Origin of the sequence: Gardnerella sp. DNF00109 (genome assembly GCF_049262845.1) — a bacterium.
Classification (GTDB): domain Bacteria; phylum Actinomycetota; class Actinomycetes; order Actinomycetales; family Bifidobacteriaceae; genus Bifidobacterium; species Bifidobacterium vaginale.
In genome coordinates this window covers 142,579-167,590 of sequence record NZ_CP058406.1, presented here as the reverse complement: position 1 = coordinate 167,590, position 25,012 = coordinate 142,579, and the positions used below count along the sequence as shown (strand labels likewise).

General features: G+C 46.4%; 14 protein-coding genes. 2 read left to right on the top strand and 12 right to left on the bottom strand.

Features of this window, described 5'->3' with window-relative positions:
- Window positions 1-16 precede the first annotated feature (16 nt).
- The gene (locus HXT20_RS00630; protein ID WP_421780373.1) at window positions 17-2,377 is read left to right on the top strand and encodes a transglycosylase domain-containing protein; all 2,361 of its coding nucleotides are present in this window, start codon (window positions 17-19) and stop codon (window positions 2,375-2,377) included.
- A 502-nt stretch (window positions 2,378-2,879) separates the two neighbouring features.
- Here the strand turns inward: HXT20_RS00630 and HXT20_RS00625 are convergent.
- The 10 genes from HXT20_RS00625 to HXT20_RS00580 form a co-directional block, all read right to left on the bottom strand.
- Window positions 2,880-3,593, bottom strand: a complete 714-nt coding sequence (locus HXT20_RS00625; RefSeq protein ID WP_004112821.1) for an HAD family hydrolase — start codon at window positions 3,591-3,593, stop codon at window positions 2,880-2,882.
- Between the two features lie 129 nt (window positions 3,594-3,722).
- Window positions 3,723-4,337, bottom strand: a complete 615-nt coding sequence (locus tag HXT20_RS00620) for a heat shock protein transcriptional repressor HspR (RefSeq protein ID WP_004112824.1) — start codon at window positions 4,335-4,337, stop codon at window positions 3,723-3,725.
- 40 nt (window positions 4,338-4,377) lie between these two features.
- Window positions 4,378-5,421, bottom strand: coding sequence for a DnaJ C-terminal domain-containing protein (locus tag HXT20_RS00615; RefSeq protein ID WP_422114361.1), 1,044 nt, complete (start codon window positions 5,419-5,421; stop codon window positions 4,378-4,380).
- 209 nt (window positions 5,422-5,630) lie between these two features.
- Window positions 5,631-6,401: a nucleotide exchange factor GrpE gene (gene grpE / locus HXT20_RS00610; RefSeq protein ID WP_004112830.1), complete on the bottom strand. Its 771-nt coding sequence runs from the start codon at window positions 6,399-6,401 to the stop codon at window positions 5,631-5,633.
- A complete protein-coding gene (gene dnaK / locus HXT20_RS00605) occupies window positions 6,401-8,293 on the bottom strand; it encodes a molecular chaperone DnaK (protein ID WP_004112831.1) in 1,893 nt (630 codons plus the stop codon). Before dnaK ends, grpE begins: the two co-directional genes overlap by 1 nt.
- A gap of 196 nt (window positions 8,294-8,489) precedes the next feature.
- The gene (locus tag HXT20_RS00600) at window positions 8,490-9,218 is read right to left on the bottom strand and encodes a HesA/MoeB/ThiF family protein (RefSeq protein ID WP_004112833.1); all 729 of its coding nucleotides are present in this window, start codon (window positions 9,216-9,218) and stop codon (window positions 8,490-8,492) included.
- A 42-nt stretch (window positions 9,219-9,260) separates the two neighbouring features.
- Window positions 9,261-10,079: a thiazole synthase gene (locus tag HXT20_RS00595; protein ID WP_004112835.1), complete on the bottom strand. Its 819-nt coding sequence runs from the start codon at window positions 10,077-10,079 to the stop codon at window positions 9,261-9,263.
- An 85-nt stretch (window positions 10,080-10,164) separates the two neighbouring features.
- Window positions 10,165-10,371: a sulfur carrier protein ThiS gene (gene thiS, locus HXT20_RS00590; protein ID WP_004118156.1), complete on the bottom strand. Its 207-nt coding sequence runs from the start codon at window positions 10,369-10,371 to the stop codon at window positions 10,165-10,167.
- Window positions 10,372-10,457: 86 nt separating this feature from the next.
- Window positions 10,458-11,528, bottom strand: a complete 1,071-nt coding sequence (gene thiO, locus HXT20_RS00585; RefSeq protein WP_004118154.1) for a glycine oxidase ThiO — start codon at window positions 11,526-11,528, stop codon at window positions 10,458-10,460.
- 531 nt (window positions 11,529-12,059) lie between these two features.
- Window positions 12,060-19,754, bottom strand: a complete 7,695-nt coding sequence (locus HXT20_RS00580) for a peptidase (protein ID WP_422114360.1) — start codon at window positions 19,752-19,754, stop codon at window positions 12,060-12,062.
- A gap of 754 nt (window positions 19,755-20,508) precedes the next feature.
- Here HXT20_RS00580 and HXT20_RS00575 point away from each other — a divergent pair.
- Window positions 20,509-20,688: a hypothetical protein gene (locus tag HXT20_RS00575; protein WP_422114455.1), complete on the top strand. Its 180-nt coding sequence runs from the start codon at window positions 20,509-20,511 to the stop codon at window positions 20,686-20,688.
- Here the strand turns inward: HXT20_RS00575 and HXT20_RS00570 are convergent.
- Window positions 20,639-23,452, bottom strand: coding sequence for a TIM-barrel domain-containing protein (locus HXT20_RS00570; protein WP_422114359.1), 2,814 nt, complete (start codon window positions 23,450-23,452; stop codon window positions 20,639-20,641). The genes HXT20_RS00575 and HXT20_RS00570 overlap by 50 nt on opposite strands.
- Window positions 23,453-23,706: 254 nt before the next feature.
- On the bottom strand, window positions 23,707-24,480 hold the full coding sequence (locus HXT20_RS00565) for a TraX family protein (RefSeq protein ID WP_422114358.1): 774 nt from the start codon (window positions 24,478-24,480) through the stop codon (window positions 23,707-23,709).
- Between the last annotated feature and the right edge of the window lie 532 nt (window positions 24,481-25,012).

The following is a 25,012-nucleotide window of genomic DNA, read 5'->3' as shown; positions in this document are numbered from 1 at the left end:
CGCTAACTTGGATTATATGGTTGCAAATAGTAATGGACAAAATTCGCACTCTTCTAATACAGGACGCACTGTAAGAAGCGCGACTTCTGCAGAGGAAAAACGACGCGCAAACGCCAGAACTGGAACAGCCAGACCAAGCGCAACAAGGCAGAGGCGTCAAAGAAGAAAACACAAAAGAATCCGCGACACGTGGCGAACAAAACATCCAATCCTATTTTGGGCATTAATCATAATTTTTACGCCAATAATCCTTGGCACACTCGTATTTGCGGTTATGTATGTGAACACCGACATTCCGCAGCCAGATAAGATTGCGATGGCAGACAAAACCAAGGTGTACTACGCAGATGGAAAAACAGAAATCGGTAGTTTTGCGGAACAAAATCGAGAAATCATAAGTTGCTCTGCGCTAAAACCATATGTTGGCAACGCGATAGTCGCAAGCGAAAACAGATCGTTCTACAAAGACGGTGGAATTGATTTTAAAGGAATTGGACGCGCAATAATTCACAACATAACTTCTAAAGGACGCTGGGGCGGGTCCACAATCACACAACAGTATGCAGAACGCTACTATCTTGGTGAAACAAAAACGTATTTAGGCAAGCTTCACGAGGCGATTCTAGCTCTAAAAATCGCGCAAACACAAGATAAAAACACTGTGCTATGTAACTATATGAACACTATTTATCTTGGTCGCGGAGCGTATGGAATACAAGCGGCAGCAAAAGCGTACTTTGGTGTAGAAGCAAAAGATCTTACACTATCTCAAGCAGCAATGCTGGCTGGAATAATCCCTGCACCAAGCAGCTGGGATCCTGCAATCATGCCTAAAGAAGCGAATATGCGATTCAAGCGCGTTCTTAGGATTATGCGTGAAGACAAGTACATTACTGACGCAGAATATAAAAGCGCTAAAATGCCACAAACCATTAATCAGACTAAGCAAAACGTTTATTCAGGACCTCAAGGTTATTTGCTTCACATGGTTCGCAGCGAGCTTACTCAAAGCGGAGCTTTTACGAAGGAAGACCTTGATACTGGCGGATATCGTATTGTTACAACAATCGACAAAGCTAAGCAGGATTTAATGTTTAGTGTGGCAAGCCCTGCTATGGGTGGTCGCGGAATCGCTCCAGCTGGGTTGCAAGTAGGTGGAATGAGTGTAAATCCTAAAGACGGATCAATCATATCTGTTTATGCTGGAGATGACTATCTTTCTAAACCGCTTAATAATGCTACTCAAGCCCTTTATGAGCCTGGAAGTACCATGAAGCCATTCGCTTTAATCGGTGCTATTCAGGCTGGAACAAGTCTTAATACTCTGTTTAATGGAAATTCTAACCTAAAGTTTGAAGGCATAGATAAGCCTGTTAACAACTATGCAAACACTAATTGGGGAACAATCAACCTTTATAAAGCAACAGCAAACTCCGTGAACACGCCGTTTATGTCTTTGCAGCAAAAGCTTGGGCGTAGGGCTGTGGCTCATACTGCTGTTACGGCTGGCTTGGATCCTAAGAGGATTAATGGCGAAAATCCGTTCACAGTGTTGGGTAACGACCCTGTGCATGTTAGCGAAATTGCGCGAGCCTATTCTACGATAGCAAGTCAGGGGCGCAGGCCAGATATTCATATTGTTGCTAGCGTTAAGAATCCAGATGGTAAAGAATTTTATAGAGCTCCAACATCTGGACGACAAGTGTTTTCTCCAGCAGACATGGCTCTTACCACTAAAGCTCTGCAAGGCGTTGTGCAATATGGTACTTCTACGGAAGCTAGGGGTGTTGGCAAACCTATAGCTGGAAAGTCTGGTACCGCAAACGATGAGACTGCATGCAGCTTTGTTGGTTTTACTCCTAGTGTTGTAACCGTGTTTGCTATATGGTATCCGAATGCGCAGGGAAATCCTCAGCCTGTTCCGTCTTTCCGCGGTTATCCAGGCGGTGTTGGGTATTCTGCACATTTGTTTACAAAGTATATGCGTCACGCGCTTACTGGAATGCCTACCGAGAAGTTCCCAGAAGCTAAGGATAACGGCAAAATTGGTGGTGAAGATGGCAAGTGGGGACTTGGAGGCAATAGGCGTACTTCGGAATACGACTACTCGGATAGAGCTTCTGACGATAAAGAGCCTTATAAGGAAAATAAGGATAAAGTAGATAGGACAGAAAATAAGCCTTCAGATTCTGCAGGCGCGGCTGCTGGCGACTCTTCTCGTGCGTCCGAAGGATCTTATGGATCTGGGCTTGGTTCGGGAGAGTCTGGTCAATCTGGTCAGTCTGAACGCAATTCGTCTGGAGTATCTGGTTCTGCAGGGTCGCAATATGGATACACTGGATCAGATACTCAAGAAGGCGCTGCTGGCGGCGATTAATCTACGTGATTCTGTAATCATGTAGTGCGCTTGTACGCTTAGGACGCGCGAGTGATTTTCCTATTTATCGTTGCGCGAGGGCTGGGTGTTTCTTGTCTCACAACGCTCCGCCTCTTACGTGTAGTCTGTTGTTGCGGTTGTTCCGATTTGGCTTTGATTTTGTTTTTTGGTTGAAGTTTGTTTGTAGGATGATTCATTGGATTATTTAGTATCGGCTGCCGCTCTTATACTGTTCGACCAAGAATCACCCAGCCCTCTTACGTGCTTGAACAATTGCGTATTGCTTCATCACCGAGATTCTCGATTTTTCTTGCTCTCTCGGCGAGTCACCATCGGAGGACTGCGAATCGACTTGCATGAGCGCTTAAAGCGTAGCGCGCGAATGCAATTCGGAGCGCTGAGCTTGCTCAAAGTTGAAAGCACAGTGTGCTTTCAACGCAAGCGAAGACGTGAGCGCGCTGTAACGCGCGAACGACGACCTGCCATGTAGTGCGATTGTATGTTACTGCGCAATTCGCGCAATAATGTAGCGCTCAAGCGTTTGAGGCGTAACATCTTCGTATCCATGTATATCAGCGAATTGCGGTCCGTTACTTACGTCTAGATTCGAGTACGCTGTTTGTGCAAGAGTCGTCGCCCCCGAAGCTGCAGCCGACTTTAACCCTGCAAACGAATCCTCAATAGCGATGCAATACTTCATGTTTTGCGCACTAATACCAAGCAGTTTCCCTGCTGCTAAATATGGCTCGGAGCTTGGCTTTGTAGCATATCCATCGTCTCCGCAAATGTATCCTGCAAACGCACCTTTTGGCGCATGGTTCACAATGTTTTCAACAAGTCGCCTTGGTGAATTGCTCACTAGAATCGAAGGGATTCCTGCATCCGCTAATTTTTGCAAAAGATTCAGAACGTCTGGTACCCATGGAACCTCTATCTGCTCTTTTTGCGCTACATAGTCCACCATCGCGTTGCCGATTTCTTCAACGCCCATTTTTGTTCCGCGAGCAATCATGGCTTCAGCAACATCTTTTAAAGATCCACCAGAATACTGCCAAGCTAATTCTTCGTTCCATTCGCCACCATGTTCTTTTGCGATTTGGATTTCAGCATCATGCCAATACGGTTCCGAATCAATTAACGTGCCGTCCATATCCCAAAAGACTGCGGAAAGCTTGTGATTTGTGGTGTTTTGCGCTGCTGTTGTGTTTATTGCCATCAATACCCTTTGTTTTGTCGCTTTACGTATGCGATATTTATCAATATTTATATTTTATATTTACATTTTATATTTAAACATTTGATTAGTATTTAATAATATCTAAACTAATGTTAGACTGCTACATTGCTATATTCTGAATGCTCGCCACAAAACAACAGACTTATCGTCGTTTAAATCATCATAATCACAATTGTTGTATTGAGCATCGTTTTGCGAGTGAGAATGTTTATTATACGATGATGGCAATGCTCGCTGCTGAACACGAATGTCGCGTCGCCAATCCTTTGCGCTTTGTGACCTTTGAACTTCTACAATATTCCCATCTACAGTCGCAGTAAAAATATTTCGTTCAGCGCAATTGGCTTCTTCAATCAAATGTCTTACTTGTCTTTTAAGCTGGCGATTTTCTTCTTGCAAAGCCAAAATACGCATTATTCCAGCAAGATTTACTCCATCCTCTTGGCTTAGTTTTTGTGTTTGCACAAGCCTATCTATGTCTCTAAGAGAGTATCTTCTAGCTCCACCTTCTGTACGCTGTGGCATAATCAAGCGCAGCCTGTCGTACTGTCTTAGTGTTTGTGGATGAGTGTCGGTTAGGTTGGCTACGTGGCTTACTGTAAAAATCGGCATGTCGATTTTAAAGCCGACTTCATCTGCGCCGTCAAGAGTTGCGCTTCCACGCACTAACGCCACTGCACACATTTCGTACAATGCTTTAGTTTGGCGCTCCAACCTAACCATGACTTTTCCTTTCTACACGCACACACTAAGCGATTTGTTGCTATGCGCGCAAATCGTGCACTTCTTGCTCATATGATTCTCCGCATGCCTTGTTGAATTCTTTTGCAGCACGCTTTATCATCACGCCAGATCGCTTTGGTATTTGTATTTGTACGATTCCTACAAAGGCTCCATTTTTACCTGGCACGCCTTCGCCTTCTACACGTACTTCGCTACCGCTAGATGTTCCAGCTGGCACTTTAAACACTACTGGCTTACCATCTAGGTTTTTAAGCGTGACTTTTGCTCCGCGAACAGCCTCATCTAGTGTAAGCGGAAGATTTGCCACTAAATCACAGCCGCGTAGAGAAAAATTATCAGTTTTTTCTACCTGAACCTGTAAGTACATATCTCCAGCTTCTCCACCAAACTTCCCTGGCTTGCCCTTGGACTTTAAGCGGATTTTTTGCCCATCTTTTACTCCTGCTGGAATATGAGTTTTGAACGACTCTCCGCCCGATCGAAGCGAAACCGTAGCACCTTTGAACGCTTGTTTAAATGTTAGTTTGATTGAAGTTGTAATGTCTTCACCGCGTTCAGGCGAATTTTGTGGAGCAGATTGACCATACTGACCATATTGACCATATTCTGCACCGCCATTAAAGCCACTTCCTCCAAATCCTTGCGAAGATTGCGCTCCTGCACCTCCCGTGAACATGGAGAATATGTTTCCCATGTCTGGTCCAGCTCCGCTTGTGGAGAATCGCACGCGAGACCCATTTGAGCCTCCGAACATCGATGAGAATATATCGCTGAATCCACTTGCGTCGAATCCGCCTGCTCCAGAGCCTCCAGCGAATCTTGCTCCGCCCGCTCCAAATTGGCGTATCGCATCGTAACGCTGACGTGTTTGCTTATCTTTCAAAACGTCATACGCTTCGGACACGTCTTTGAATTTTTCTTCCGCTTCTTTTGTTTTGTTTAAATCAGGATGATATTTTCTAGCTAGTTTTCTGTATGCTTTTGTGATTGTGTCTTCGTCGGCATCTTTGGAGACACCGAGCACTTTGTAGAAATCTTTGGCTAACCATTCATTTTCAGCCATTTGTGCCTCCTTCTTATGTTTCGAGCACATTGGCATAACATTTATATATAAACCTTAAATACAAACCTACTCGTGTTGGTTTTGCGTTTTTAAACAGTGTTTTAAACGTTTTAAACCAGCACGAGTAAGTTTTTATGGGATTCTTCGCAAGTCGGTAACTGCGTTTTATTGCGTTACATACAAACCATACGAATGTTTCACAGCGTGTTTCACGAGCTTGCTGGCGACGCAACAACCACTCTAGCTGCGCGAATCACTCGATCTCCGATCCTGTATCCTGCTTCTACAACAACATCTACTGTGTCTTTTGTAGCATCTGGATCTGGCTTATGCAGAATCGCATCGTGCTTAGTCGGGTCAAATTCTTCGCCCTTTTCGCCGAACTTTTCAACGCCGAATTTCTCAAATGCTTTGTCTAACTTTGCAGCAACGGCTTTAAATGAATCGTCCATATCGCTATGTTCACGAATACGATCAATATCATCTAAAGCAGGTAGCAAAGCTGTTAAAACATCGATAATTCCATGTTGACGGAATCGATCTTGCTCTTTAGAAGCACGGTTGCGGAAGTTTATGAACTCTGCTCGCTCGCGTTGCAACGCTTCCAAATACTCCGCCGCCTCTTTTTTGGCTTTGCCAAGCGGTGTTAAAGAATCTTCTTCTTCGTTGCTTTGCGTGTCTGAAGAATCATTATTTTCTTGAGACTTACTAGCGTTGGCTTTATCGTCGGTTGCTGGCGACTTTTCCGCATCGGCACTTGCATTAGCATCCACATCTTGTGTTGACGTATCTTGCGTCGCCGCATGCTTTGCCTCATGAGCAGCTGCGTCTTGTGCTTCGTTTTGTGATGCATCCACATGCTCACTAGACGAGGCTGCACTAGCAGAATCAGCTGGATTTGACGATTCTTCCAAATCGCCAGCATCCGAAGGCACATCTTCCAATCCGCTCAAGTAGTCGTTGGCGTTAAACTCGGACATTACTTGTTGTCCTTATCGTCCTTGTCGTCGTCCACCACTTCGGCGTCAACCACGTCGTCATCCTTTGCAGAAGATCCAGCGCCAGCATTTGCATCAGATGCAGCACCAGCAGCGCCAGCCTGTGCACCAGCCGCACCCTGCTGAGCGTAAAGCTGCTGACCAATCTTTTGAGCAGAAGTCATAAGCTCGCTCTGAGCAGACTTAATCTTCTCAATATCATCGCCCTTCAAAGCTTCCTTCAAAGCATTAACCTTTTCGGTAACTTCCTTGGAGATTTCGTCAGAAAGCTTATCCTTATTATCGTTTACTAGCTTTTCAGTCTGGTAAGCGAAGGATTCTGCCTGGTTGCGAGTATCAGCTTCTTCCTTGCGCTTCTTATCTTCAGCTTCGTGAGCTTCAGCTTCCTTAACCATGCGGTCAATCTCGTCCTTTGGCAAGCCAGAACCGCCCGTAATCGTCATGGACTGTTCCTTGCCAGTGCCCTTATCCTTAGCGGAAACGTGCACAATGCCGTTAGCATCAATATCGAAAGTAACTTCAATCTGAGGAACGCCACGAGGGGCTGGAGCAATACCAGTCAACTCAAAGGTGCCAAGAGGCTTGTTATCGCGAGCAAACTCACGTTCACCTTGGTAAACCTGAATCAACACGGATGGCTGATTGTCTTCTGCAGTAGAGAACACTTCAGATCGCTTAGTTGGGATTGCGGTATTACGCTCAATAAGCTTCGTCATAATTCCACCCTTGGTTTCAATGCCCAAGGAAAGTGGAGTTACATCAATAAGCAGAACGTCTTTTCGGTCTCCCTTAATAACGCCCGATTGCACGGCTGCACCAACAGCCACAACCTCATCTGGGTTCACGGACTGATTCGCTTCCTTACCGCCCGTAAGCTCCTTTACAAGCTCCTTGACGGCTGGCATACGAGTTGAACCACCAACAAGCACCACGTGATCAATCTGGCTTACGGAGATGCCAGCATCGGAAAGCACGTTGTTAAATGGCGTACGGCAGCGACCGAGCAAGTCGGAAGTCATCTCCTCAAAGTGAGCGCGAGTCAAAGTCTCATCCAAATGCACTGGAGTTCCGTCTTGAGTCATTGCCAAGTACTGCATAGAAATTGAAGCAGAAGTAGAAGAGCTAAGCTCCTTCTTTGCCTGCTCAGCAGCTTCCTTCAAACGCTGCAAAGCAATCTTATCCTTGCTCAAATCAACGCCGTACTTGTTCTTAACTTCGCCAACAAGCCAGTCGATAATCTTCTGATCCCAGTCATCGCCACCCAAGTGGTTATCGCCATTAGTTGCCTGCACCTGGATTGTAGAGAAGCCGTCGTCATCCTTACCAATCTCAAGAAGCGACACATCGAAAGTACCGCCACCCAAATCGAATACCAAAATGCGCTCGTCTTCCTTGCCTTTTTCGAGGCCGTAAGCCAAAGCTGCAGCAGTTGGTTCGTTAATAATACGCAGCACGTTCAAGCCTGCAATCTTACCTGCATCCTTAGTTGCCTGACGCTGTGCATCGTTGAAGTAAGCTGGGCATGTAATAACGGCATCGGTTACTGGCTCACCAAGGTAGGCTTCAGCATCGCGCTTCAACTTCATTAAAACCTGTGCGGAAATCTCTTGCGGAGTCCACTTCTTGCCATCAATCTCAACAGACCAATCCGTACCCATATGGCGCTTTACAGAGCTAATCGTGCGATCAACGTTTGTAACTGCCTGACGCTTAGCGACTTCGCCAACCAAGATTTCTCCCGACTTGCTGAATGCCACCACGGATGGTGTTGTACGCGCACCTTCTGCGTTAACAATAACTGTTGGGCTGCCGCCTTCAAGCGTTGCAATGCAGGAGTTCGTTGTTCCTAAATCAATACCTACTGCGCGTCCCATAATATCTCCTAGCTATCTTATCTATGTACCTTTTAATCTATGTACTCAAATTCTTGGCAGCCAGCCTTGCGACTAACCGCTTTTTCTTTTTACAAAACTTGAGTCTAACACACTCAAGTTATTAAAGTCAAGCATTTTCGCACGCGATTCGCAAAAACTTAATACTCCCACACTCAACTTTTGCATTACGCAAAGTTCACGCAAATCTAAAATGTCGAAGCGAGTTATCAATGGCGTTATATCGAGCCAAAACCCCAATAAGCGGCTTTCCTATACCAGTTATAATCTTGATTGCTTCAGTTGCCATCATTGCGCCAACAATAGCTGCAGTTGCGCCTAATACAGCCGATTTTGGTACTTTTTCTTTAGGCGGAGGGCAAGCATACAAGTCACGCAAAGTAGGTCCTTTTCCTGGCACAAAAACGCTTACTTGACCTTCATAATAAAGAACTGAGCCATAAACTTCTGGCGTGCCAGCATTCCAAGCAGCATCCGCAATCAAAAAACGCGTAGCAAAATTATCACAACCATCAATTATTAAGTCGTGATTTTCTACAAGTTGTTTTGCGTTGTCTTCATTAAATCTATTTACAAGGTTGATTTTTAAACCTGGAGATAATGCCTGCAAGCGCTTAGCTGCAAGTTGAGCTTTCGACTTGCCACACTGATCCACAGTGTATAAAGTCTGCCTTTGCAAATTAGAAAGCTCTACAACATCGTCGTCGCAAATAGTGATTTCACCAACTCCTGCAGCAGCAAGCGAAAGCAAGCACGGCGAGCCAAGTCCACCTGCCCCAACCATGCAGATTTTCGCATCGCGAAGTAACTGCTGATGTTCATGCGTAAAGCCTGGCAGGAGCAAGTGGCGGCAAGTGCGTTCCGCCTCAAGCTCCTGCAGGTTATCATAAATCTTATTAATCGTCATACTGAATATGCTGAATCAATTACAGTACAAAATTTACAGAATTTACAGTACCGCGTCAGCCCAAGCGCGACCTTCAACAGGCGAAGACGCGAGCGCATGCTCACGCTTAGGAATACGGCCAGCATCGTGAGCAAGCTTACCAGCAGTTACAGCAGCAGCCATTGCACGACCCATCTTTACAGGATCTGGGCAGCGAGTTACAGCGCTTGCAAGAAGCACGCCCGAGCAACCGATTTCGAAAGCTTTAACAACATCTGAAGCGGTGCCAACGCCAGCATCCAAAATCACAGGAACGCCAGATTCTTTGCTTTCTTGAACAATCAGCTCAATGTTTCGAGGATTCAAAATACCAAGTCCAGTTCCAATTGGAGCACCCCCTGGCATAACAGCCTTCACACCAAGCGACACAAGGCGACGAGCCACAATCGGATCGTCATTAGTGTAGCAGAGCACGCTAAATCCTTCTTCAACTAGCTTTTCTGCAGCAAGCAAAACTTCGCGAGTGTCTGGGAGCAAAGTATCGTCGTCTGCAATCACTTCGAGCTTAATCCAATCAGTTCCAAGTGATTCACGAGCCATTTTTGCTGTAAGAACAGCATCATGAGCAGTTTTGCAACCAGCAGTATTTGGCAAAACGTTAATGTTATGGCGCTGCAACATACCGTAAATATCAACTCCAGTTTTTGCGTGACGACGCAAAGCAACAGTTGCTACTTCCGCGCCTGAAGCAACAAGTGACTTTTCCATAATGTCAATGCTTGTCATTCCACCCGTGCCAAGCAAAAGCCTTGAGTGCAAGGTCTTACCGCAAAGCTGCCAAGTATCGACATTTTCTTCATTATTTTCTATATTTTCTGTCATTTTAAGCCTTTTATATAAATTTTTTGAAACTATACTCAAATTATTTGAAATCAACCGCTATTGTGGATCAGTCGCCTATTGAGGGTCATCCGCCCTGAACCGCGCTGAGAATTTCGATCTTATCCCCATCGCAGATGATGGTTGATTCCCATTGGGCGCGCTTAAGCACATCGTCGCCAATGGCGACCGCAATGCCAAAACCAGAGTCAGATCCGTAGAGTTGTGCAACAAGTTGGGCAATAGTCAAGTTATCCTTCACTTGAGTGGTTTCACCATTGACGACGATTTGCATAATTCAACCTTTATTAGCGTCTATTAAAACTTGCGTCACTAGAAACGAGTGTCACTAGGAACTTTCATCACTAAAAACTTTAGTAACTAGAAACGAGCAGGATTGCAGCTTTCCAAGAAGCCCTTTTCCTTCTCAGTCAACTCTTGCTCAAGCACAAGCTTTGTAGTCAAAGAAGAACCCAAAGCTGTGAGCAAAATGCCGTGACGGAAGTAACCAGTAGAAATTGTGGTGTGCGTCTTAGGATCAATACCAATGAATGGTAAATCGTCTGGAGTTCCTGGGCGACCACCAGCGGTAACCTCAGTAATCGAGCATTCCTGAATGCCGGGAAGTACGCTTGCAGCATCACGAAGCAAGTCGAGCACACCGCCAACCTTTGGAATATCGCGGTCGTCTTCACGAGAAGTAGCGCCGAGCACAAGCTCGCCTGTTTCCTTAGCGCGAGGCACCAAATACACTGGGCGGTCATGCACAAATCCACGAACCACAGAGCTCAAAATTGGACGCAAAGGCTCTGGAATAGTCATACGAATCATGTCGCCCCACACAGCGCGAAGTTTAAGCTGAGGAAGCATTTCCTTAGCACCCAAACCAGATGCCAAAACCGTGTCTGGACCCAAATCGTCTGGAGTGCTTGCGCGACGCTCAATAACAACACCACGCTTTTCAAGTGCATCAATCATTGCTGCAGTAAACTGACGAGGATTAATCTGATGATCATCCGGAACGCTTACAGCGCCTGCAATCGTCGGCGAAAGCGCAGGCTCAATTTCACGAAGCTTACTCACAGAAATATGCTCAGCTCTACGTCCGTAACGGTGCTGCAAGTTTAGCAACTCGTTTACGTGCTCGTTATCTGCAGCGTCACCGCCAATTACGTAAGATCCGCACTCTAAGTAGCCAGTTGGCTTATCGGTGTATTTTGCAACCGAATCAACCAATTCCTTATACATAGTTGCAGACTCAAACATGAGTGGATACAAAGCATCCTGCTGATATTGCATTTCTGCGGTAGGAGCTAACATGCCGGCAGCATGATGAGAAGCGCCAGAGACTGGATCTGGATCAATTATGCTAACTTTTACGCCAGCTTCCGTAAGTCTCCATGCTGTTGCTAAACCAATGATACCTGCACCAATAATACGAATATTTCGCATAATACTCCTTCCCTACGGCGGCATTACCCGCATCAGGTTTACGGTCGGCTTTCGCCCTCTCAGCCTGTATAGAACAAGCTCCCGTGTTTCGTCTATTTTGGTTAATTTCAGACCTTTTAGACTGTTTTTAGATTATTTTTTAGACTATTTTCTCTTTTTGGCTTTTGCAATCACAACTACTGGCGATTATTCGCGATAGTGCAATCCTGCAAACGTCCCCATACGGGTGATTTGCAATTTTGCTTTGCATAAGTCACAGTTATGGATTTTAACACTTTTGTGAAAAATTACTAAATTCACTGGTATGTTCTTCGCAATATTCTCCAAAATGTTATTTGTCGTTTTCTTTGCTATGTTATTCGGAGATTCCTTCTGCGAATTCTTCCGCGTCTTCTTCCGCGTCTTCTTCTGTACATGAGCAAACAAAATGTGGAAAAGAAGAAAACAATTAATGGCTTGAAGAGATTATCTCCAAGCCATTAATTCACATTACTCCAATCGTAGCAGCATCACACACTACTACAGATTAAACTAACGAGCCGAATGCTTCCTACGCTTAGACGCAGCACCAACCACTCCAAGCCCAGCAAACACCGCAGCCAAAGCAGCAAACACCGAGGAACTAGCGCCAGTATTAACACCACTCACGTCACCACGCTTAAGATTCACTCCAGCAGAATCACGCGCCGCGAGCATTCCCGCACGCAAAGCTGCACGCGCAGCACGCAAACGAGCCAAAGCCGAATCAACCTGCCCCTGAGTAGCATTCGCGTCCGCTAACACTAAACGAGCATAATTCAAAGCCGCATTAAACTCACTCACCAAGTTAGAATCAGCCACCACGCCATTAGCATTAGCCGAAACATCACCAAGAGCTTGATCAACCTCAGCCTGCAAAGCACCCTTATCAACAACATTATTAACACTAGTAGTATTCGAATCATTAACACCAACACCAGTATTGTCACCAACACCACTGCCACTATTAATAAGTCTGTTATAAGAATCAATCAACTTTTGCTTAGCATCACGAAGCCTACGAAGAGCCTGATCAACCTGATCCTGAGTAGCATTAAGATCCTTAAGCACACTATCAGCATCATTCAACGCCTGCTGATACTCCGCCAAATCAGCAGCCTTACCAATAATGAACGGAATCGACTTACGGAAGTCAGGATCCTTACCAGCTTCAGTGTTCAAATCAGACTTATCGGTCTTGTGTGAATCAGTAAGCTTCTGCTTAGCATCCTGGAGCTTCTTCAAAGCCTCGTCAACCTCAGCCTGAGTTGCATTAGGGTTCTTAAGAACTGCATTAGCTTCATCCAATGCACGCTTGTAATCGTCTGCCTCTGGGCTTCCTGCAGCATTTTGATACTCAGGAGACTTAGTGAAGTCAGAATCCTTACCAGCCTCTTGGCGCAAATCAGACTTATTAGTCTTGTAGCCGTCCGAAAGCTTCTTCTTAGCATCCTGAAGCTTCTTCAAAGCCTCGTCAACCTGAACCTGAGTTGCATCCTTATCACCAAGAACCTTATTCGCATCCTCAAGAGCCTTCTTGTAGTCCTCAAGAGCTTGCTTAGACGCGTCATCACCCTTAGCTTGAGCATTTTGATACTCAGGTGTCTTAGTAAAGTCAGAATCCTTACCAGCTTCAGTGTTCAAATCAGACTTATTAGTCTTGTAGCCGTTAGTGATCTTGTTCTTGGCATCCTGAAGATCCTTCAAAGCAGCGTCAAGTTCCTGCTGAGTTGGAGCCTTATCCATGCCTTCTGGAAGCTTGGTCTTTGGCTTGCCAGTAGTGCGGTCAAAGGCATCGAGGAGCTTCTTGGCAGCCTTGAGCTTTTCTGTGTAGGCATCTAGTGCCTTCTTAGCAGCGTCATCACCCTTATCAGTAGCGTTCTTGAACTCTGGAGTGTTCTCGAACACGTCGGTTCTGGTGTCGTCGTCGCCGTCCTTAGACTTGTCGAATTCTTCTTGCAAGTCATGCGGATTGGTCTTGTAGTTAGCAAGAATCTTATCCTTAATTTCTTTCAGATTATTAAGAGCCTCGTCAACTTCTTGCTGAGTTGGGATATCCTTTTCACCAGACTTTGGTTTACCGTCATCACCGAACTTTTTAAGCAAAGTTCTAGCTTTCTTCAACGAATCCCTATAAGCAGTGACATCAGCATTATCCGACTTGCCATCATCACCCTTCTTAGCATCCGCATTTTTGAACTCGGTAGTGTTCTCAAAGTCATTTTCACCAACAGCAGTTGCACCGTCAGCAGTAGACTTCGCAGACTCATCCTTCAAATCCGTAGCCTTAGTTGCAAAGGCATCATCGATGTCTTTCTTTGCTTTCTTCAAAGCTTCAAGAGCCTTGTCAACGTCATCTTGAGATGGACGCTCTTCGTGCTTTGCGTTCAGATCAGGATTATTCACCTTGTTGATGAGTTCCTGAGCAGCCTTGAGCTTTTCGTTGTAGGCATTGAGCTTTGTAGTTGCGTCAGCGTCACCTGAATTTTGCTTCGCAAGCGCGTTCTTGTATGGCACAGACGCTTCAAACGGAGGAGTTACAGGCTTGCCGTCTTGATCCTTATCACCAACTTCGTTCTTAAGCTTGTCGGCGTTAGTCTTGTAGCCATCGGTAACAGTCTTCATGGCTTCTTGCAAAGTCTTAAGCGCTGCATCGACCTCCGCCTGAGTTGGGATTCTGGCTCCCGTTGTTCCCCCCTGCTTTGGCTTGCCGTCATCGTCGAATGCCTGAAGAATACCGATGGCGTTATTCAGAGCGCCGCCGTTAGTGTTCTTATCAAGAGCATCAACAGCATCCTTAGCCGCGTTCTTCTTAGTTGGATCCGCGGTTGCAGAAGTGTCATCCTTAATCGCCACAGCATTCTCATACTCAGGCGTCTTCTTAAAGTCGCCAGCTGCAAAGTCTTTTGCAGCCTTAAGCGCAGCTGCATTGGTCTTGTAATTGTCGGTGATTTGCTTCTTGGCGTTCTTCAAAGCCTCAAGCGCCTCGTCAACCTGCTGCTGCGTTGGACGCTCACTGTTCTTCTTGCTTGCATCGTTTGCGTCACTTACTAACTTACGAGCATTTGCAAGGGCTGTCTTGTAAGCAGTAATGTCTGCATTTTCATTACCATCGCTTGTCTTAGCTTTAGCGTTCTTGAACTCTGGAGTGTCCTCGAACTTGCCAGTTGCAACTGAGCCTTCAGCATCAGACTGAGACTTCTCAGCTTCTGTGTTCAAAGCAGTGATGTCAGTCTTATACTTCTCAACCTCGGTACGAGCATCGTCAAGAGCCTTAAGTGCCTTGTTGATGTCTGTTTGTGTTGGCTTTGCGTCTTGCGGCGTATCTTTATCATTATGCTTCTTCAAAAGCTCCTGAGCTTTTGTCAAAGCTTCATCATACGCCTTTTTGTCTGCGGCTGCCTGGTTGTTCTTATCCGTATCGGGAACAAGCTTGCCGCCCTCTTCTTTCATGAAGTGAGGATCAGACGCATTGCGATACGCATCAGATGTAACAGTACCTTCGGTAGCAGCTGTGTCACCCTGCTTCTCTTTACCGTGTTCGCCAACACTCTTTTCCAGCTTGGTGGTGTCGGTGTTGTACTTTTCAAGCTCTTTGCGAGCTTTGTCAAGCTTATCCTTAGCGTCATTTACTTGCTTCTGCGTTGCAGCAGGATTCTTGAGCAATTCCTTTGCCACGTTAAGAGCTTCGCCATACTCATCTACAGCCTTCTGGGCTGCATCATTCTTAGTCTTATCAGCAGTTGTTCCATCATCATTCTTGAAATCAGGATGCGAAGCATTCTTATACGCAGGCGTCTTCTGAGTATTGTCATGCTCGTTAACAGACTTAAGCAAATCGTCGGTCTTGGTTGCAAACTTGTTCAAATCTGCAATAGCATCGTTCATTTCCTTAAGGATTGAGGTAATATCCCTATCCAGAGGCTCGCCTTGTGCATGTGCCTGAATATTATCCAAGTACGTACTATCTTCAGGGTTGCCGTCCTTATCAGGAGTATTTGTATCAGGAATCTCCTTACCATTTGCTTTATCCTTAGGCATCTGTTTATTAAGCGCCTGGTTTAGCTTCTTTACAGCTTTTTCATACTTAGTCTTAGCAGCCTTTGCCTCTGCACTTGCATCATCTGCGGATACATTCGCATACGCTGGGCTGTGTTGTATGGCAATATCATTAAACACAGCCGCAGAAAGCCTGCTGGTATTAGTTGCATACTTGTCGATAACTTTACGTGCTTCTTCAAGAGCTTTCTTGGCTTCATCAATCTGTTTTTGACCTGGAGCAGTTCCACCATTTTTAGCCTTTTCTAGATCTTCCTTAAGCGCCTTAGCTTTTTGATAAGCATCGTTGTAATCTTTAAATGCTTTCTTGGCGTCAGCATCGCCAGCTTGCGCCTTATCGAAAGCGTTAAAGTATGCAGGCATCAGGTAACCGCTAAAGTTATCTGCAAGAACTTTCGTAAGTTCATTAGCGTCAGTTGCATAATCTTTATGAAGTGCATCTTCAGCCTTAGTTAATGCATCTTTAGCAGCATCCACTTCTTTTTGAGTTGCCTTATCGTTCTTAAGAACCTCACGTGCCTTAGCTAACGCATTGTCATAGTTTTCAACAGCAGTTTTAGCAGCTTGTTTTTCTTGCTCGCTTGCACCGTTAGTCTGCTTATTAAGCGCATTCTTGTAGAAGGTGCTTTGCTTGTTTGCATCATCCTTATCAGGATTATCAAAGGTGAGCTTTTCAGCAGTTATAAGCTTTGACTTATCTGTTGCTTTAGCATCAAGATCCTTCTTAGCTTTTTGAAGCGCGTCAATAGCTGCGTTAACGTCCTTTTGAGAAGCGTTTGGATCTGCTGAAAGTTCGTTTGCCTTCTTTACAGCATCATCGTAGGCTTTACGCTCTTCTTTAGTTGCGTTTTGATAAGCTGGGTCAGCGGTCTTAAGTTTTGCGTCGCCTTGCTTATCAGCGTCGCCAGTCTTCACCTTACCATGCTCAGCAATAGCGGCGTTAAGCTTATCTTTGTTAGTGGTAAATTCGTTAAGCTTTTCGCGCGCTGCGTCAAGCTTAGCCTTGGCATCATCAACAGCCTTTTGCGTAGCGTTAGCGTCGTCCCTTGCAGACTCAGCAGCTTGAAGTGCTTCATCATAAGCCTTCTTTGCTTCTTTAGCAGCCTTATTCTTAGCGTCATCAGCTTTGCCATCAGCTGTCTTAAAGTCAGGGTCGCTCACGTTCTTGAACTGGTTCGTTGCTTGCGTGCCAGTTGCTGCGGTTTGACCTTCTTGAGCCTTGCCGTTCTCTTCAATCGAGGACTTTAGCTTCTCCTTGTCGGTCTTAGCACCATCAAGAGCTTTGCGAGCTTTATCCAGCTTAATGGTTGCATTATCAACCTCAGCTTTAAGCTGTTCAGTTAACTGATCATCTGGTGTAGTTCCAACTTTTTCAAGCGTTTGCTTAGCAACCTTCAATGCATCTTCGTAGTCTTTCTTCACTTTGTCAGACGCGTTGTAATATGCTGGCTGCGTTGGAACGTCTTTGCCTTCAACAGCAACAGTCTTGTGATCCTCAACCGACTTCTTCAAATCACTCTTCTTATGATTCGTCTGCGGCACAAAGATAACGTTAATTGCCTTAGGCGTGTTGTTTGGATTCTTTTTATACGGATCTGTGTATACACCGCGATAATATGTCAAAGCATACGGCGCAACAAAAAGACGTGTCTTAAAAACTTTGTTCTGCTTAGCAGCAACAGTTACAGGACCAGCCTCTTCATCCCAGGTATACTGACCCACCTTCGACTCTTCATCACCCATATTCGCATCTGAGTTAGCAACTTGTGGATCGCCTATCCAATATGCGCCATTCATCATACCAAGGGTCAGCTCGGTAGTAGGTTCACCATTTTTATCAATTGAATAATGCATATGAGATTTGGTCGGCTTGCCGTTCGCACCTTCGTGATCGAGCACTTCACCACCCGTAAGCGGACGCAAACCTGTATTCTGATCCTTAGGCGTGGCTTTGATAAGTTTCACAATCTCAGGAGCGGTAAACGCTTGAGCTTTGGTTGGGTCATAACGATAGATGAGTGTAGTGTGTTTATCGTCACTCCACGAGAAGCCCTCATCGCTATCGCGACCATCAAGCTTATTCTTTACCAGTTCAACGTTATAATCCTTACGAATATCTGGGAGACGCGTGAGTTTATCTTTGGTTATGTCTGATGTAAACTCTGCAAGTGCTTTATCAGTCTTAATGGTTACACTAATATTATTTTCTTGTAAGCCGTTTGAACGACCTTTATTAGCATCGCCTGCGCCAGTAAGGTCACCTGTAAGGTACGAGAGTGAAATTTGATCTTTGCTGGTAAGGCCAAGCTCTTCGTTGTCTTTGTTAGCTTCGAAAATAGCTGTTTTAATTCGGTCAAGTTCGGCATTGGAGTAACCCAGTGGGTTAGCAACAAAGACTGCTTTCTCGCCAGCTGGAACGACGACATCCTTCTCTGCAATCTTCTTCAACACAAGGTCGCTGAGTGCAATCTTAGGAGCGTCGTTTTCATCCACGCCAGCAAAGTTGATAGTGACTTCACCCTGGTCGTTAATGGTCACCTGATCTTGGCTTACGTGATTAAGATGCGCAAGCTTGCGTTTAATTTCGGTTTTTACATCATCGGAAACCTTGGACAGGTCGTCCACAATCGGCTTATCAATACGCGTATCGTAGCGCGCAACAGTAAGAGCGAGCGCCTCAGACTTGTAGCCAAGGTCGGAGACCAGGTAGGTTTTGAGCGTTTGAGCGCCAGCAACATATGTTGTTGGCTGGTCTTTCTTTGACGTAACCGTGTTGATTCTAGTAACCTGGGAAGGGTCATACGCCTGCTTGTCAGTAATAACCACCTTTTTCTCAGGGTCATCTGGCGTCTGAACAAATGCGCCGTTTACTCCAGTGCGTCCACCAACGCCGTTAGATCTACTTGCAGCATCAATTTGTGCGCGAATTGATTTTTTACCAGTGGCTTCGGTAGGAGCATCCAAAGCAGCCTTTAGCTTATCTTGAATTTGTTTTTCAGTAAGCGCTTCGTTATATTTCAGCACAATTGAGCCAGCTGTTTTAGGCGGAATAAGTGTTGCCGCACGCACAATATTCGTCTTGTACAGCACTACTGTTTTACCGTTTTTATCTGTACCGTACACATAAATGCAACGGTTTGCAGAGTAGCTTTCTCCACTCTTAAGATTGCCATTTCTATAAAGCTTGGTCATGGTAAGCGTAGCTGTACCATCATTGTCTACTTTAAATTCGTATGTACCTGAATATGGCTGATGCTCGTTTACAGCAGCAGCATCGGAATAATATTCAAGGAACTTTCTACTTTTAGCATTATCAACAGTATTACCATCAGATGGGAAAATAGCTACTTTGGTAATGGTACTTCCGTCAGTTGGTGCAGCAAATTTAAAGGTAACGGATTGGTTTTGGCCTTTTTCAATATACGTATTGTCAGAAGATCCCCACGCATACATGTTAGGGAGTGTGTCTTTTGTTTCTTTTGAAAGTGTTATCTCACTATTAACTTGTGGAGCAGGTGCAGGATTAGCTTCGCGATCTGCACCAACAACAGGTTCGCCCTGCTTCTGATTTTCATCCTTAGCATAATTAGTAGCCTCAGGTTGCTTATTCTCAACCGCCGCACGCCTTGTACGCTTCTTTACGACATTTTCCGCAGGAGTGCTAGTTTCCTCAGTGGTGCTACTGTCTGCATTAGTCTTATCAGTAGCAGAAGTGCTATTCGTAACCTTATTATCTACAGCCGTAGCGCTCTCAACCTTCGACCCAGACTCAGTCTTAGTAGCGTCAGCCTTACCTTCGGTTTTTACTACAGTCTGCTCAGTTGGTTTAGTCTGCTCAGGCTGCTCCTTCTTAGATTCTTCCTTCTTATTAGTCTCGGTCGCAGTCTTCTTAGAATCCTCACCCTCAGTCTTATTCTTATTAGCAATTACACTCTGTTCTTTTGCAGGATCATTCGTATTAACAGGCGCAGAAGCAGGAGTCTCCGCCGCCATTGCAGGAGTTGCGCCAAAAGCAATCGCCGCGCCGGCAATTACGCTAGCAGCTCCAGCCGAAAGAGCAGCCACTTTGCGCATATCAACAGCCTTTGCAGACTCATCTTTTGCAGAACCAAATGTCTTGTTGGCGTGTTTAGCAGATTTTGTAGTCATGTTCTCCTCTTTCCGTGAGATTAATTAAATTTACTTGATATTGCTTTGCGCACCGACCGTGACTCTCAAAGCCCTATAGTTTTTAACAATAGTTTTACAAAGTCTTATAGCGTACATCTATAATGATGTAACCATCCTTTGAGAAGTCATTATAACATTTTAGAAAAAATTTTGAAGATAACTAACAAATGTTTATAGCTTTGGGGGATACATACCCCCCCCCCCCCAAGCCTTTTATTTCAAGGGTTTTTGCGAAATAATTTTTTCAAAAATTCTTGCAGTTCTGGCAAGTCAACCGCCATTTTTAGCTCACTCATCTAAACATTTGTATATGATACAAATCACATTTTTAGACCCTCTGCAGCGCGGTAGAGATTCGAGATTTTTCGCAGCTATCGAAGCGAGCCTCAGCGTCGCTAGATGGTGACTCGCCGAGAGAGCAAGAAAAATCGAGAATCTCGGTGATAAACGCTACGCAATTGTTTTAGTACGTAAGAGGGCTGGGTGATTCTTGGTCGAACAGTATAAGAGCGGCAGCCGATACAAAATAATCCAATGATCAACCACTACAAACAAACTTCAACCCAAAAACAAAATCAAAGCCAAATCGGAACAACCGCAACACCAGAAAACACGTAAGAGGCGGAGCGTTGTGCGAATCGACGACTTCGAGCTGCATAGCGCGCGAGAAGTCACCTCGATTCGCTGAGCCGCTTAAATGTAAAGTCCAGTGGACTTTACATGCGGCGAAGGCGTGAGCGCAGCTAATCCGCGCGAACGTAGAAGCACCCAGCCCTCAGCAACGTTAAGTAGGAAATATCGTTCGCGCAGATTAGCTGCGCTCACGTCTTCGCTTGCGTTGAAAGCACACTGTGCTTTCAACCTTAAGCAAGCTCAGCGCTACGAAGTAAAATCTCCTCAAGTGCGCGCTTAACCGAATCAGGCAACGTGCACTTCCATTGTGCCCACTTAGCAACCTCTGGGTGCTGCGGAGCATGTGCGTTAGTCAAGTCAACGCTTTGCTGATGGCGCTCAAACTCGCTCTCACTAGTGTACTCAAGCGCGCAAAGCTCACTTATAGCACTCGCACTGCCACCAGCTTGGCGAATCGCGTCAAAAGCAATCTCCTTGCCGCGGTATGGCACTTGCGCTTTAAGAAGCAGTCTGTAGCAATCGCCAACCTTAGGGTCTTGCGTAATTTGCAAACCGCCGTCAACAATTATGCGCACGCAATCGCCAACAGGCACGTTGCGCACGGAAACAGTAAGGCTTAAGTCGCCCTCTTCGCCTTCATATGAAACTTCTACAGCCTTAGATTCAAGCTGATTTTCCCCAACAAAAACGCGAACGCGCGAAAAGTCCGGGCGAGCCACGCCTCTAAACACCACGCTCCAATCGCGCTCAGAAGGCAGCGAAGCAACAGCATTATCGCAACCCTTTGCAGAGTTGATCACAAATTGTGTAGACGCGTTGCTGTCACCATCGCAGGAGTCGCGCCAAATCAACTCCATGCGTGTATCGGCAGTTTTCCCAGCGCACGCGTCTTCAAATCGTCCGTTATCTTCGCGCATCACAAACTCGCCGCAATCCCCCGGGAATGCGAGAACGCGCAAAGATCGCGGATTTTCAATGCTATTAACCGCAGCCGCCGCCTGCTCGCTACTTGCACAAGACGCCTCACTTGGCAAAACTTGCATTGGAATAATGGCACCAGCGCGCGCAAACGCCGGCACGCGGTCGATTCCTCGCCAAACCTCAAATCTGCGCCCAGCACCGCCGCGCGAAACATAGCGCCTTCCATCAAAGAAATCGTACCAATCGCCTTCTGGAAGCCAAACGGCAGTGCACCCGCGCTCAACTTGCGCGCACCCCTTGCTAACGATTGGCGCAACAACAAGCTGGCTGCCAAAACGGTACTCGTTCGGCATCTCGTATGCTGCAGGTGTTTCTGGCGATTGCCAATACATTGGCTCTACGATCGGCCTGCCGCAAACCGCCGCGCGATAATTCATCGTATACAAATAAGGCATCAATTGCGCGCGAAGTCGCAGCATTTTAACCATCGCATTTCGCGTCTCGGCAGGGAAGTTCCACGGCTCTTTGCCAGCAAACGGCGAGCAGCTGGAGTGAAGGCGATTAATCGGGCTAAACGCGCCGAAAGCGTACCAGCGCGCCTCCAACTCATCGCATCGCACGCCAAGCATGTGACCGCCAATATCGTGACTCCACCAACCGTATCCAATGTTGGAAGCTGTGGCCGTAAAGTAGGTTTGGAAAGCCAGCGAATCCCACGTTGTTACGCTATCTCCCGAGAATCCCACTGGGTAGCGGTGCGAACCAGGCCCCGCGTAGCGCGAGAATGTTAGCGGCCACGCGCCGCCGCGCCCCGAATCCTGGTAATGCACGTGGTTAAGCATCCAAAGCGGATCAAGCCCAGCCTGCTTTGTAACTCCGCCCTGCTGCCAGTCAATCCACCAGAACCTAACGCCCTCGCTCTCCATGCGCCGATGCAAGTTTAGGTACGCGTTCAAAAAGCGCGGATTTGTAAGGTCAAACTCAACTGCCTTGCCGCTTTGTGGGTCAATCCCCATATCGCGCGCAACTTGCGCATAGTCTTCTTCAAACGCGCGCACGCCGTCTCTCGGGTGCAAATTAAGCGTTGCAGAAAGCCCTTCGCTGGCAAGGCTGCGCAAAAACGCGCGGTGATTTGGGAATAGATCGCGGTTCCACGTGTAGCCCGTCCATCCCGAACCATACTTTGGGTCAACATCCGTTACGTGCCAATCCATGTCGATTACTGCCGTGGAGAACGGTATGCCTTCGCGCTTAAATCGGCTCATCAGCTGCAAATATTCGTCTTGACTGTACCTGTAGTACCTGCTCCACCAGTTGCTTAGCGCGAATCGCGGAAGAAGCGGCTGCGCGCCCGTAAGCTTGTAAAAGTCGCGAATTGCGCCTATATAGTTGTGACCGTAGCCAAAGAAGTATAAGTCTTTAGAGGATTCGCCAGGCACACTGCCATCCGCCTTTGCGCGCGGCTCCACCCATGCCCCGTATGGGTTTTCTTTTCCATCAACAGCAGCCGCATACGAGATTTTTGCCGAGCGCGAATCGTCTAACACGGCCCACCCGTCGCGAGATATTACGCCCGTTCCAAGCTTTACGGCTCCATCCGCCTCGTCCACTGTTCGCGCTGTGCCAAGCAAATTGCCGTGGCACTCGTCGCCGTAATGCCACGTGTTGAATTGCGAGCCTGGCACTCCGCGCACAACAATGCTCAAGCCCTCTTTGCTAAACGGCTGCTGGTTGTACGTGATCAGCAGTTTTTCGGTTTCGACTTCTATCCAGCCATTTTCCAAGTTTTTTACACTATATTTTGGATTAACAGATTTTGGATTAAAAGCGCGCGATGCTTCATCTTCGGTTGCTGGCGATTTTTCCGCGGCAAACTGCGCGTTGCCCTCAAAGTTTCGCCTTACAACTGTTTGCGTAGGCGCGTCTACAAATCCGCCATTTTCGCTCCACTCAAGGCGCACAAGCGAATCCGTGATTAACGTAATTCGCCAATTTTTGCCGCTTATAACCTGCGATTCTTTTGCCTTAGCTAGCGGATTTTTAGCGTAATCGTAAAAAATGTGCGCGTCTTGAATATTTTGCGCGTCTTGAATATTTTGCGATTCTTGCGGATTCAAAGTCATTTTACGCCTCTTTGCTTTGTTTCTTTGCTTTTTGCTTTTGCTTGTGCTGCATTGCTTTTGCTTGTGCTGCATTAATTATGTTGCTGCGTTGCATCTTCCAAAATCATACAGCAAACGTTTGCATTTACAAAACGATACGCGCCGCGGAAAAGTCGCCAGCAACCGAGCCGTAAAAATTACGCCACTCTTCTCAAGACTAAATAAAAAATTACAACGTATATATAAAGGCTAAAGATAAAGGCTTAAGATAGCGCCTAAAGCAGAATCGTGAACACGCTTGCGATTACAAGCATAAGCGGATACCACGCATACATAAGCCAGCGGAATTGCTTAGTTTGCTTAGGGCCGTCGCCATACGGACTGCGGTAATGCAACACAGCCACGCCAACGCCAGGCGCCAAAAGCGACATAGCGCCGAAAGCGCCAGCAATCAGCTCCATGCGAATCTCGTGGTTTTCTAGGAATCTAAAGATAAGAACAAATCCTAAAAGTAAAGCTCCGCCCCAAAAAATATTCTGCCTAAAGCCGACTCTTCCGAAAAGATTCCACAATATTCCTGCAACCAAAATCACTGCGATTGACGCCACTTTTTGCGCGCCACTAAAACGCGCGCGAACCATGTCGATTCCCGAAAGCACAAACAGCGCAATAACAAGCCCAAACACTGGATTTTGCGAGCGCATATCGAAAGCGCAGCCAAAGGTTGTAAAGTCGTATGGAACCTCGCAAATAAGAGCCAGCACAAGCAGACGAAGCGTGTAAAGGTTGAGGTTATGCGTGTTTTGATATCCGCGAACGAGCAGCCACGCATACCATGGCAGGGCCGACCAGCTTACAACTTCGCACACTACGGCAGCGGTGAGGCTCCACATATTAGTGCTGGAAAGGCCGCCAAAAAGGTGCGGAATCACGGTTGTGCCGAACGCGCTGAGCATCATCATTACAGCGCCGAGCAGCTTGAACTTTTTGAGAGTAATCCCCATTTTTATGTTCTTGTCTGCGCGGATTTTGAGTTTTAGCGCGTCCATAATTCACCTCTTGCTCGCACGCGTGGCGTTAAGTGCGTATATAAATACGTATACTACGCCAAGCTGGGTAGAGATTCGAGATTTTTCGCAGCGAAAGAGGCGTATCGCTCGCGCGGATTAGCCGCGCTCACGTCTTCGCTTGCATTGAAAGCACACTGTGCTTTCAACTTTGAGCAAGCTCAGCGAATCGAAGTGCATTCGCGCGCTACGCTTTAAGCGCTCATGCAAGTCGATTCGCAGTCCTACGATGGTGACTCGACGAGAGAGCAAGAAAAATCGAGAATCTCAGTGTTTAAGCTATACGCAATTGCTCAAGCACGTAAGAGGGCTGGGTGATTCTTGGTCGAACAGTATAAGAGCGGCAGCCGATACCCAATAATCCAATGAATCACCCTACAAACAAACTTCAACCTAAAAACAAAATCAAAGCCAAATCGGAACAACCGCAACGACAGACTACACGTAATAGGCGGAGCGTTGTGAGACAAGAAACACCCAGCCCTCGCGCAAGAATGCGCGAGAAGTCACCTCG